Origin of the sequence: Asaia sp. SF2.1, assembly GCF_000505765.1 — a bacterium.
Taxonomy (GTDB): Bacteria; Pseudomonadota; Alphaproteobacteria; order Acetobacterales; family Acetobacteraceae; genus Asaia; species Asaia bogorensis.
The window spans coordinates 13,454-25,600 of record NZ_AYXS01000012.1; the positions used below are offsets into that span (position 1 = coordinate 13,454).

Sequence of the window (12,147 nt, forward strand, 5' to 3'; positions counted from 1 at the left end):
AAGCTGATAGGCATTGATGACCCAGATGGACTGGGATGAGGCGATATGCAGGTCATGCGCAATGCTCGGCAGCGCGACATTGGCCACCGCGTAATCAAGCACCGAAAGCAGCACGGCCAGCGCGACTGCCAGCATCGCCCTCGCACGCTCGACACCATACAGCCCGTCAGGCTGCCCGGTGCCATCGCTGTCGTTATGCGAAATTCCGCCCTGTCGTGCCGCTTTCATGACTCAGGGCTGAGCCATGAACACGCGCTGATAGAGCCCGTTGGTCCAGCTCATGCCCTGAAGGAACAGCGCTGCATCGAAACGGGGTGCACCATCGCGCAGGAAGGCGTGCTGGCCATCGACCTCATGCCATTCCAGCGCCGTACCGGCCTGCTCGAGCGCATCGCGAATCTGGCGACGTCCCTCATAGGGCACATGCGGATCATGACGGCCCCATACCATCATGATCTCGCCGCGTATCTCGGCAGCGCGGGCCAGCGTACCATCATGGCGCTCGCCACCCAGCGTGCCGGTATGCAGATCGGTAGCATAGAAACAGGCTGTCGCTTCGATGTCCGGCAGCAGCGCTGCACGGAAGGCAAGGTGACCGCCGAGACAGACGCCAAACGCACCAAAGCGCCCGCTGCACGCCTCATGCCCGCGCAGCCAGGCAATGAGCGCCACATTGTCAGTGTCAAACTGTCCGATGGGCTTGGTGTATTTCAGGTCATTCCCGCGATCTGTGCCCGGCTTGTCATAGGCCAGCACACAGCCTGGGGCCTCGTATTCGTGATAGACCTCCGGGACCGCTACCAGATAGCCCTGCCCTGCAATCATCGCGGCGAGACGCTCGATGGGCGCAGTCACCTGATAGATTTCCGAGAACAGCAGAATGGCGGGGAAACGTCCCGCTCGTGCCGGACGGAAGAGATGGACGCGCATCTCGCCCGTGGGTGTCTGGATATCGGCTGTTTCGTCGCTTCGGATCAGCACGGTGTTTCCCCTCTCAGGATCTTATGGAGTCGTAGGCGCCACTGGCGAGTCTGTTTCGTGCATAGAACCTCATGCCCGCCAAGACCATGCCCACGGAGGCAAAGCCTGACGGATGGTGCGACTCGTGTGCTGATCACGCAGATCAGCGGCCTGCCACGAGAAAACTTTGGATCGATCCAGAATCAGGGCCGTGCCGGAACAGGCAGGATCAGGCTTGTAAGATTTCTGCCCAATATGTGAACACGCAGCAACCTGATGACACGTTGACAGAAACCCCGTTAGCCCCGCGTGATCACGTCATGTCTGCACTTTTTGCCATCTCCCTTGCCTCCGCCGCGATCCTTGCGATCGTCGTCCTCATTGCCTTTTTCAGGCTCAATCCGTTCATCGTGCTGTTCACGACGTCGCTAGCGCTTGCGCTCGCGGCGGGGATGCCAGCCGACAAGGTGGTAAAATCTTTCGAGGAGGGAGCAGGCCACGTGCTCGGCCATGTCGGCACGGTGATCGCGCTTGGCACGATGCTGGGCAAGATGCTGGCTGAATCGGGCGGCGCGGACCGCATTGCCCTGACCATCTCCAACCGGGCCGGACGCTCGCGCGTGGACTGGGCCATGATGATCATCGGTCTGCTGATCGGCCTGCCGGTATTCTTCGAGGTCGGTTTCGTCCTGCTTATCCCCCTCGCCTTCGTGCTGGCCGCCCGCACCGATACACCGTTGTTGCGTGTCGCGCTTCCCATGGGGGCCGCGCTGTCAGTCACCCATGCCATGATCCCGCCGCATCCGGCCACGCTGCTGGCGCTCTCGGCCTATCATGCCAATACGGGCCATACGATTTTCCTCGGTATCCTGATCGGTACGCCCATCGCCATCATCGCAGGCCCTCTCTTTGCCCGCTTCATTGCCCCGCGCGTTCCCCTGACCGAGGCCAACCCACTGGCAGAGCAGTTCGTCAACCGCGAGCCGCCCCAGAACATGCCCGGTTTTGCCATCACCGTTTTCACCATCCTCTCCCCGGTGGTGCTGATGCTGGTGGCCTCGATTGCCGATCGTGTTTCGGCACCGGGAACGACGCTGAACACGGCCCTGCATTTCATCGGCAATACCGATATCGCCCTCGTGCTGGCCGTCATCCTCTCCTTTTATGTTCTCGGGCTGGCCCGCGGTTTCTCCCGCGAGACCATCCTGCGTTTTACCAATGAATGTCTTGGCCCGACCGCACTCATCATGCTTCTGGTTGGCGCAGGCGGCGGCTTTGGCCGCGAACTGGTTGATAGCGGCGTCTCGAAGGTCATCACCGACACAGCGCTTAACTTCAATGTGCCGATTCTCGTCCTGGGCTGGCTGCTGGCGGTCATCGTGCGCGTAGCCTGCGGTTCGGCAACGGTTGCCATGAGCACCGCCTCCAGCATCGCTGGTCCCATCCTGCTCAAGAGCCAAGGCGTCTCACCCGAACTCATGGTTCTGGTCACGGGCGCAGGCTCGGTGGCTTTTGGCCCCATGAACGATGCCGGATTCTGGCAGATCAAGGAATATCTCGGCCTGACCGTGCCGCAGACCATCAAGACCTGGTGCGTCATCGAAACGCTGATCGCGTTCCTCGGCCTTGGTTTCTGCCTGCTGGCGTCGCTGTTCATATGAAAAAAGCGCGGGACAATGATCCCGCGCATCTTGCCTCTGCGCCGACAGGCGCACCTCGTGAGAGCGTCAGAGCGTAGCCAGAAACGCCTCTGACGTCATAGGGCGGGAGAACATCGGGTAGGTGTACTGGATGGCCGCCTCATGCTGCGCTTGTGAAAGCGTGGCGGTGCAATCGGTCAAGGTCACCACATCATAGCCCAGTTCATAGGCCGTGCGCATGGTGGACTCCACACAGCAATCGGTCAGGAAACCTCCGAGCGCGACACGCGTGATCCCGTTATGCCGCAGCACAAAATCAAGATTGGTGCTGGCAAAACTGCACAAGCCACGCTTGCCTGAGATGACGATATCATCACCCTCAGGCGACAGCGCGTCGATAATCCGAGCGCCCCACTCCCCTTTCTGAAAAGCCTGCGTCGCCTTGACGCCAGCCAGAATTCCGTAGGGCGCGCTGGCGAGCTCCGGATAGCCCTTTGCGAACTCGATGGGCACCCAGACAATCTTCACGCCCTTGGCACGCGCCGCGTTGACGAGAGCGATTGTGCGATCGATCATGCCCGTGCGGGCGATCTCGGCCTTCACGCCGTCATGCAGCGCTCCGCCCTCGGAGACGAAATCATTCTGGAATTCGATCAGCACAAGGGCGGTCTGGCTCATGACTTGTTCTCCGCATAGGGGTTCTTGGTGCCCCTCAATTGCAAACGGATCGGCGTGCCCGGCAGATGGAACGTCTCGCGCAGCCCATTCACCAGATAGCGCTTGTAGGCATCCGGCAGCAGCTCTGCGCGCGTACCGAACAGGATGAAGGTCGGCGGGCGCGACTTGGCCTGCGTCATGTAACGCAGCTTGAGACGGCGCCCGTCAACCAGTGGCGGCTGATGCCGCTCAAGCGCGGCCTCGAACCAACGATTGAGCTCTCCGGTCGTCACGCGGCTGTTCCAAACCTCATGCGCCCGACGAACGGCGGGCAGAAGCTTGTTTACCCCAGCACCCGTCAGGGCCGAGAAGGTAACGACCGGGATACCGCGCATCTGGGCCAGCGAGGTCTCGATACGATCGGCAATCGCCTGACGGGTGGCCGCACGGTCCTCGACTGCATCCCACTTGTTCAGGGCCAGAACACAGGCGCGCCCCTCCCGCTCGATGAGACGGGCAATCTGCAGATCCTGCTCATGCACACCCAGCGTGGCATCGAGCGTCAGCACAACCACCTCGGCCATTTTCAGCGCCTCGATGGACGCCGAAACCGACATGCGCTCCAGATCCTGCTCGATGCGCGCCTTGCGACGCAGCCCAGCCGTATCGACAAGCTGGATCGGGCCAACCTCGTCATGCAGCGACACCGAGATTGAATCGCGCGTCAGTCCCGGCTCCGGCCCGGTGATCATGCGCTCTTCACCCAGCAGGCAGTTCAGGAGCGTGGATTTACCGGCATTGGGGCGGCCCACAATGGCAAGGCGCAGCGGGCCCGCTGGCCTCTCCTCAATTTCCTCGCCGTCCTCGTCGAGCACCTTGGCGCGCGAACGCGGCTTTTCACGCACACGCTCACCTTCAGGCAAGCGATCGGCGATTTCGCCCATCAGATGCGCGATACCCTCGCCATGTTCAGCAGAGAGCGCCAGTGGCGTCCCGAGACCCAGAGAATAGGCCTCGAGCACTTCGTTACCCGCCGCCGCACCCTCTGCCTTGTTGGCGAGGAGCAGCACTTTCTTGTTCTGCTTGCGCAGCCAGGCAGCGAAATGCTTGTCGGCGGGCGTCACACCGGCGCGGGCATCGATGCAGAACAGCACGAGATCTGCCTGCGCCACGGCCGATTCCGAGGACGCGCGCATACGACCAAACAGCGTGTCCGGCGCAGCCTCTTCAAGACCTGCCGTATCGATCAGGCGCACCTTGCGCCCACGGAGCAACGCCTCTCCTTCCTTGCGATCGCGTGTCACGCCCGGCAAGTCAGACACAATGGCCTGACGCCGCCCTACCAGCCGGTTGAAGAGAGTCGATTTACCGACATTGGGACGCCCGGCGATGACAACGAGCGGAAGAAAAGAAGAGTCAGTCACGGATCAACCATATGCATTCAGGTTACCATCGGTCGACAGCACAAGAACCTTGCCGTCGCAGATGATGGGTTCAACCAGGGTAGGCTTTTTTGTTTTCAGGGGTGCGTCAGCCTTGCCCGTGACTGCGTCGATCACCTGGAAGCCGTTTTCCTCGAGAGAGGAAACACACACAAGCTTTCCATCGGCCATGACGGGGCCAAACCACGTCACGGCATATTTCTGCTTGGTCTCGTTCTTGAAACGACGCAGATCGTGAATCCAGCGCACATGGCCGGACAGGCGATCAAGACAGGCAAGCTGCTGATCCGAGGAGATCAGATACAGCCAGTCGCCCACAATGAGCGGCGTATTCTGCCCGCTGGCTTCACGCTCCCAAAGGCGGCGACCCGAGCGCATATCGATAGCGACCAGAACCTTGGAGAGCGAAACCGCATAGGCTGTGCCGTCCTTGACCACGGGTGCGCCACGCACACAGGCCAGATCGAGCATGGCGCCGCGACCGTTCGAGCCGCCAAGGCTGTCGCTCCACACAAGCTCACCGGATTCCGCACGAAGCGCCACAAGGTCGCCACTGCCAAAACCGGCCACGACGACGCCGTTATATACCGCCGGAGCGGATTGCCCGAACATGACCGTATCGGCCTCGGTGGCCTGATAGGTCCAGATCTGCTCGCCCGTCTCGGCATTCAGCGCAAAGAGCCGCTCATCGATCGTGCCGAAGAACACGCGTCCATCGACGATGGTCGGTGCCGAACGCCCCGGCACACCGGTTTCAGCGCGCCATTTGACCTTGCCGGTCTCGGCAGCCACCGCGATGACCTGCCCGACACCATCGACGATATAGAGCGTGTCACCGGCAAGGCCCATACCGCCACCGATATCGCTCGAACGCGCCTTGTTGCCCTTGGGGATGAATGTCCAGAGCGGGCTCATGGCTGGCCACTTCCAGGCTCTCACCGTCCCGACACCATCGCGGGTGTAGATGCGACCTGCGTCAATGACGGGTGGCGACTGGATGGCGCCCCGGCCATTGGGGCCAAGGGCGACGAAATGCAGGAAAGCAGGCTCGGAAATGCCGTGACCGATCGAACGCGACCAAGCGAGCTGCGGACCGGCCCAGTTGGTGTTCAGCGAGAGATGGTCCGGCACGCGCCCGACCAGCGGCCACGCTGTGATGGGCTGAGCCGGGGGCAGAACGATCGGTGTATGATCCTCTTCATCCACGACCAGACCAGCACCGGTCGACAGCACATCATAGCGCTTGCCCGCAAGAATCTGCTTGGGGTCGTCCTTGAAGATGCCGCAGCCGCTCAGCATGGCCGTCGTGGCGAGGGTCGAACCCAGAAAGAAGCGTCGTCCCGGCTGGCGCGGGGATGTCTTGTTCGTCATGGGCATCAACCGGCTCCGCCGAAGGTTTGAAGAAGAATGGAAGCACGCTGGCGAACACCGTCCGGCGCGTCGGGTGACTGCGCGAGCCCCATGAGGAGGCTGCGCGCCTCGTCATGCTGCTTGGCTGTGGCATCCGCCCGCAAATCGAGCGCCGCGAGGCCTTCCTGGGCGAAGGCACGCCAGGGACCAGCGCTGGCAGCCAGCACCTCGAACCCCTTGCGTGTCTCGGCCGGGTTCGCGTCATCGATATGGCTGTTGAGCAGAAGCAGACGGGCCAGATCACGGAGCGAGGCATTCTCGTCCTTGTCGTCAATCACACCCTGCCAGGCCTTACGCGCGCCATCGACATCGCCAGCCTGAGCCTTGAGCTGGGCCAGCCTGATGGCGGCGAAGCCACGTGTAGCGCCGGGGGCCTTGCTGGCGAGGTCAGCCAGGACGGCCTGATTGGCCTTTTCGGACTGGCTGCGTGCGGCCGCATCGGGCTGGGGCGCCTGAAGCGCCTCCATAGCCGTATAATAGCGGCCCGAGGCCTCTGCCTGCGCCTGATGGTGGCGATGAATCTGCCATTGCCATCCGCCCACACCGATCAGTGCGACAAGCGCCACACCGACCGCAACACCTCCAAAACGCCGGGCAGTTGCGCGCATTTCAGCTGCACGCATCTCCGCCTGGGCCTGACTGAAAAACTCGTCTGCCACCGTGATCCTCTTGCGACACTATTGCCGCAACCATACAGACGCCTGCACCCTGCGGCAAATTGCTTTGTCATTGCAGACATGCATCGGACAAACTTCAGCCACAACCGCGCGTCAGAACAGCGTTTTACACTGATTCAGAAAGTCCTTCATGCGCCCAGATCCCGTTGCCCCACTGGCGAGACGACGCCTGCTTGTCGGCCTTCCCCTTCTCGGGATAGCCGCCCGATCAGCACTCTCCCATGAGGCCCTGGCTCAGGCGGCTTTGACCCAATCGGCCCCCGTTCTCTCTCCGGCAACCCATCACGCCCTGTCCGATATCGCTACGCGCTACGAGAAGATTTCGGGCGGGCGCCTTGGCGTCCACATCTTCTGTCCCGAAAACGGTACGGCACTCTCGTGGCGAGGCGAAGAACGTTTTCGCATGTGCAGCAGCTTCAAGGCGTCGCTCGCTGCGTGTGTGCTCGCACGCTGCGACCGGGACGAGGACGATCTGACCCGACGCATTGCTTTTCGCGAGAGCGATTTCAAGGAGCCGTTCTGGGCCCCGGTGGCCGCCCGGAACCGCGATGCCGGCAGTCTCAGCCTCGCGGCGCTCTGCGCCGGGGCGGTGACGATGAGCGATAATATCTGTGCCAATATGCTGTTGCGTCATATCGGCGGCCCCGCAGCCCTGACGCGCTTCTGGCGAGATAGCGGCGATGAAATCACCCGTCTTGACGCCTTTGAGCCGGAGCTGAACCGTCCCTCTGCCAACCCTGATGACAACACGACCAGCCCCGTTGCGATGGCACGGACACTGCATCGTCTGATCCATGGGACATTACTTCATCCCAATTCTGCAGCACTGCTGCGCAGCTGGATGATCAACTGCACCACTGGCACTCAGAGACTGCGCGCCGGGCTGCCTGCGCATTGGGTGGTGGGCGACAAGACAGGAAATAACGGCAAGGATATTGCCGCCGACATCGCCTTCGCATCGCCCGACAAGAACGCCGGGAAGTCGGTTATCATCGCCACCTACACCGCAGGAGGCACCCCGGACGAGACACAGTTCTGCCGCGTCTTTCATGACATCGGCGCTCTCGCCCCGGCATTGCTGGGCTGAAACCTGCGCCTTACCGAGAGGCCGGAACGAAGAAGGGGACGGGCTCATACCCATCCCCTTCTTCCATAAGCCCGAAAGGCGCAGGTCTTACTTCTTGGCGAGTTTCTTGCCAGCGGCCGTCAACTCAGCCGAGATATGGCTGAAATTGGCGGCGATACGCTGCTGAACGCCCGTGCTGACGGCATGCACCTTCGCAATACGTTCGCGCGCATCCTCGCTGATGGCCTGCTCTTCTTTCTGTGACGCACTGGCAACACAGCTGTTATAGGCGCGCGCCTCTTTCTCATAAGCCTGGAACTTGTCCACGCTCGCATTGTAATGCGCGGTATCGGTCGCTGTGATGGAGGGGGCACTCGGCTCCTGACCGCATTTGGCGCGCGGATCGGCCTTGGCGACAAAAGGGAGACACCCGGTTACAGTAACCGAGGCCAGAGCGATCGAGGCGAGAAGCGAAGGTAAAGCGATAGGTTTCATGATCGTGCGATCTGCTGATGTGAAGTGAAAGACGCTATTGCGCAGGAATTACGGCGCAAATCGGGCCAGACGACCGATGGGTGCCGAGGTAATTTCATCATCACGCATGACGATATGCCCACGCACGATCGTCCCGACAGGCCAGCCCGTGACCTGCTTGCCGTCGAAGGGCGTCCAGCCAACGGGGCTCGCAATCCAGTCGTTACGGATTTCGCGTCGGGCCTTCATGTCCACGAGCGTGAAATCAGCGTCGAACCCGACGGCCATGCGTCCCTTGGTCTGCAAGCCATAGATACGGGCCGGCCCCGCCGCCATCAGATCGACCAGGCGCGGGAGAGACAGGCGACCTGCATTCACGTGATCGAGCATGACGGGCACAATCGTCTGAACACCCGTCAGACCGGCAGGGCATTGCGGCCAGGGCTTTTCCTTGGCCTCGCGCGGATGCGGCGCATGATCTGACGACACGACATCCACCCGCCCGTCACGCAGGGCGGCCCAGCAGGCGTCATAATGGCGCTGGTCGCGAATAGGCGGGTTCATGACAGCATAGGCACCGAGCGTCTCGTAACATTCCGGCCCTACCTGTGTCAGGTGATTGACCAGAACCTCCACGCTCACATGGGAACGATGGGCAGCAAGCCAGTCCAGTTCCTCGGCGGTCGAGGTATGCAGGATATGGACTGGTCGGCCCGTCTTGCGGGCAAGTGCCGTGATCCGTCGTGTGCCGAGAAAGGCACATTCCTCATCGCGCCAGATCATGTGGTTTACATGAGGCATTCCTGTCTCGAACAGGGGCTTGCGCGCTTGCAGGCGGTATTCATCCTCGGAGTGAAATGCCACGCGACGGTGCCCGCTACGCAACACAGCCTCGATGCCCTCATCATCCTCGATCATCAGATCGCCCGTGGATGACCCTGCAAAAACCTTGATGGCGCAAACGCCGTCTTCCTGCTCTAATGCGGCCAATTCAGGCGTATTGGCGCGGGTTGCCCCTACGTAAAGCCCCATATCGATCAGGGCGTTCTCCGCCACGGTCAGGCGCTTGTCGGCAATCGTGGCGGCGGAGGTGATGGAAGGCGACGTGTTGGGCATATCGAACACCATCGTCACGCCGCCAAGCGCCGCAGCGCGGGTGCCAGTTGCGATGGATTCGATCGCGGCATTGCCGGGGTCACGCAGATGCACATGCGCATCGATCAGGCCAGGCAGCACATGCAGGCCGGTCGCATCGATCTCCTCCGCAGCGTCGTCCTGCGCCGTCACGGCCAGGCTCGCAATGCGCCCGTCTTTCACGCCCAGATCGGCCTTGGCCTCACCCCAGGGGAAGACACAGATCCCGCCTCTGATGATCAGATCGTAATGCATGGGTTTCTCCTATTGCGGGTGATGGAAATCAGGGAAAGATCAGGCGGCGAGCGTGTCGAACACATCACCATGGCATGGGATTCGCTCAATATGAATCCGGTACCACAGGGCATAGAACAGCAACGCCCAGGCAGCATGACGCTCGCGCCGCCCCTCTGCGCGGTCGAAAATCCGACGAATGACCTGCGCCTCCAGCACGCCCCTGAACGCTTGCGCGTCAGCCACCAAAGGCCCGAGACGCGCGGAACGGGCGCCAATCCACTGCCCGACCGGCACCGTGAAGCCCTGTTTGGGCGCAAAAGGCGACGACCCCGGCACATTCTTCTCTACCCAGCGTCGTAACAGATATTTGCCGTGGCTGCCCTTCACCTTGAGATGATCGGGCAACGACCAGGCCAGTGCGCTCATGACCGGATCGAGCAAGGGGGTCCTGCCCTCGATGGCATGGGCCATGAGGCAACGATCGAGCTTGATCAGCAGGTCATTCGGCAGCCATTCATCCAGATCGAGGCCCTGTACAGATCGCAGACGCGTCTGCTCAAAGGGTGGCGTGAAGTCCTTCTTCCACTGCCCCCCCGTAGGCAGACGGCAGAGCCCGTCCATCATGCCGCGCCGCCAGGGCAGACGCCCGCCCCGCCACCAGGGGCGCATGGCGCGGCGATAGCGGCCATAGCCGCCAAAGAGCTCATCACCCCCCTCACCGCTCAGTATCACGGTTACATCCTTGCGCGCCTCACGCGCCAGAAACCAGCTGGGGATTACGGCATAATCTGCCACCGGATCATCCAGGCAAGCCACGATTTCAGGCAGATGGCGCCAGACCATGCTTTCGGTAATGGTCAGCACATGGTGCTCGGCGCCCAGCACACGGGCGGTCTCCGCCGCCTGAGCGCTCTCATCGACCGAGCCGGTGTCGAAACGCGCGGTCCAAGCCAGAGGCGCCCCGCGGCCAAGGCGCGTCATGGCCGCAAGAACCGCCGTGCTGTCTATGCCGCCAGAGAGAAACATGCCGAAAGGCACATCGGCCCGCTCATGCGCCTGCACACTATCCATAAGGGCATGATCGAGGCGTGAGAGCGCCATCTCCTCGCTCAGATCCCGGTTGATCGCGCCATGACGGGCGGGCAGTTTGCTGGCGCGATCCAGCGCGCCATTGACGAAACGCAGGGTTTCGCCGGGCAGGACGCGCTTGATACCGGGATAGATCGTCTCACGCCCCGCAACGAACTGCACTTGAAGCAACTGGTCGCGGGCGGCGTCGCGCACGCCGCGCGTGACGAGCCCGGTTGCGAGTAATGCCTGCGCCTCAGAGGCAAAGATCACTCCCTGCTCGATCTCGGCGTAATAGAGCGGCTTGATACCGAACGGATCACGACTGAGGGCCATGACCGTATCAGGCCCAGTCTCGTCCAGCAGCGCTATTGCGTACATGCCGCGCAGCTCGAACGTGTAGGCGGTATCGCAATCGGGCCAGAGAAACAGGGGCGATTCACAGTCGCTGCCCGTTTTGAATGGCGCATCGGCAAGCGTCGCGCGCAGGGCCGGATCGTTGTAGATCTCGCCATTGGCAACAAGCGCAATCGGCCCCTCAATTAGAGGTTGCGCGCCCCCGTCCAGGTCGACAATCGAGAGACGGCGATGAACAAGCGCCGCTGATCCTGTCTCATGGAATCCCTCGCCATCAGGACCGCGGTGACGCAGCGCCTGAGCCATGATCTGAAGGATTGCCGGGTCAGGCGCATACCCGAGACGACATGCCACGCCAGCGATACCACACATGGCCTAACGCTCCCCGCTATGCCGCGAGGCCAGCGCATGCAGGAAATCATCCCAACGCGCCAGTACGACCGGGGCGGCAAACTCGCGTTCAAAACGTGCCCTGCCATTGACGCATAGCGATGCCGCCAGCGCAGGCGTTTCGAGTACCGTCGCAATTTCCCGCGCAAAGGCCTCGGGATCTTCGGTGGGCGCGAGCAGCCCGTCCTGCGTTCCGGCCAGAACCTCCTCCGGCCCCTGTATCGCGCTCGCCACGACAGGACGCGCCGCCGATAGCGCCTCGATCACCACATTGCCTAGAGGTTCGATACGCGACGGACAAACCAGCAGGTCGCACGCCTTCAGCCACGGGCCACTGTCCTGCACCCAGCCGGGCATATGAACGCGATCAGACACGCCCTCACCACGCGCAAGACCGGTAAGGGCTTCGCGCTCCGGCCCCTCACCCGCAATGACGAGATGGACGCCGGGTAACCGCTTCATGGCGCGTATCAGAATATCGAAGGCCTTGTTGCGATGCAGCCTGCCCAGAGCCAGAATGAACGGCCGCCCCTGTGGCACGCAATCGGGGCGCTGTGGCTTCACATGGGCCAGATCATTGGCGAAATTGGGCAGATAATGTACCCGCCCTGCATCCCAGCCTTGCGCCACCATCC

The 12,147-nt window shown here is 62.0% G+C and carries 11 protein-coding genes and 1 pseudogene; 2 read left to right on the forward strand and 10 right to left on the reverse strand.

Going from position 1 to position 12,147, the window contains the following annotated elements; all coding sequences use genetic code 11:
• Positions 1–228, reverse strand: a pseudogene (locus P792_RS38590) (MFS transporter); the annotation flags it as partial.
• A gap of 3 nt (positions 229–231) precedes the next feature.
• On the reverse strand, positions 232–981 hold the full coding sequence (locus P792_RS26525; protein WP_023978347.1) for a dienelactone hydrolase family protein: 750 nt from the start codon (positions 979–981) through the stop codon (positions 232–234).
• A gap of 299 nt (positions 982–1,280) precedes the next feature.
• Here P792_RS26525 and P792_RS26530 point away from each other — a divergent pair, with 299 nt between their 5' ends.
• On the forward strand, positions 1,281–2,621 hold the full coding sequence (locus P792_RS26530; protein WP_023978349.1) for a gluconate:H+ symporter: 1,341 nt from the start codon (positions 1,281–1,283) through the stop codon (positions 2,619–2,621).
• A 66-nt stretch (positions 2,622–2,687) separates the two neighbouring features.
• Here P792_RS26530 and P792_RS26535 read toward each other — a convergent pair whose 3' ends face one another.
• The 4 genes from P792_RS26535 to P792_RS26550 are packed head-to-tail and all read right to left on the reverse strand — an operon-like array spanning position 2,688 to position 6,768.
• Positions 2,688–3,278, reverse strand: coding sequence for an isochorismatase family cysteine hydrolase (locus P792_RS26535; RefSeq protein ID WP_023978350.1), 591 nt, complete (start codon positions 3,276–3,278; stop codon positions 2,688–2,690).
• Positions 3,275–4,681: a ribosome biogenesis GTPase Der gene (gene der / locus P792_RS26540; protein ID WP_023978351.1), complete on the reverse strand. Its 1,407-nt coding sequence runs from the start codon at positions 4,679–4,681 to the stop codon at positions 3,275–3,277. Before der ends, P792_RS26535 begins: the two co-directional genes overlap by 4 nt.
• A 3-nt stretch (positions 4,682–4,684) precedes the next feature.
• The gene (locus tag P792_RS26545) at positions 4,685–6,070 is read right to left on the reverse strand and encodes a PQQ-binding-like beta-propeller repeat protein (protein ID WP_235075442.1); all 1,386 of its coding nucleotides are present in this window, start codon (positions 6,068–6,070) and stop codon (positions 4,685–4,687) included.
• Between the two features lie 5 nt (positions 6,071–6,075).
• Positions 6,076–6,768, reverse strand: a complete 693-nt coding sequence (locus P792_RS26550; protein ID WP_023978353.1) for a tetratricopeptide repeat protein — start codon at positions 6,766–6,768, stop codon at positions 6,076–6,078.
• A gap of 148 nt (positions 6,769–6,916) precedes the next feature.
• Between P792_RS26550 and bla the strand changes: the two genes are divergently transcribed.
• A complete protein-coding gene (gene bla / locus P792_RS26555) occupies positions 6,917–7,873 on the forward strand; it encodes a class A beta-lactamase (RefSeq protein ID WP_023978354.1) in 957 nt (318 codons plus the stop codon).
• Between the two features lie 87 nt (positions 7,874–7,960).
• Here bla and P792_RS26560 read toward each other — a convergent pair whose 3' ends face one another.
• The 4 genes from P792_RS26560 to P792_RS38595 all read right to left on the reverse strand — a co-directional run.
• The gene (locus tag P792_RS26560; protein ID WP_023978355.1) at positions 7,961–8,347 is read right to left on the reverse strand and encodes a hypothetical protein; all 387 of its coding nucleotides are present in this window, start codon (positions 8,345–8,347) and stop codon (positions 7,961–7,963) included.
• Positions 8,348–8,395: 48 nt separating this feature from the next.
• Positions 8,396–9,715: a dihydroorotase gene (locus P792_RS26565; RefSeq protein ID WP_023978356.1), complete on the reverse strand. Its 1,320-nt coding sequence runs from the start codon at positions 9,713–9,715 to the stop codon at positions 8,396–8,398.
• 39 nt (positions 9,716–9,754) lie between these two features.
• Positions 9,755–11,494, reverse strand: coding sequence for an asparagine synthase (glutamine-hydrolyzing) (gene asnB, locus P792_RS26570; protein WP_023978357.1), 1,740 nt, complete (start codon positions 11,492–11,494; stop codon positions 9,755–9,757).
• A 3-nt stretch (positions 11,495–11,497) separates the two neighbouring features.
• Positions 11,498–12,147, reverse strand: a 650-nt coding sequence (locus tag P792_RS38595; RefSeq protein WP_035439625.1) for a glycosyltransferase, incomplete at its 5' end; no start/stop codon positions are given.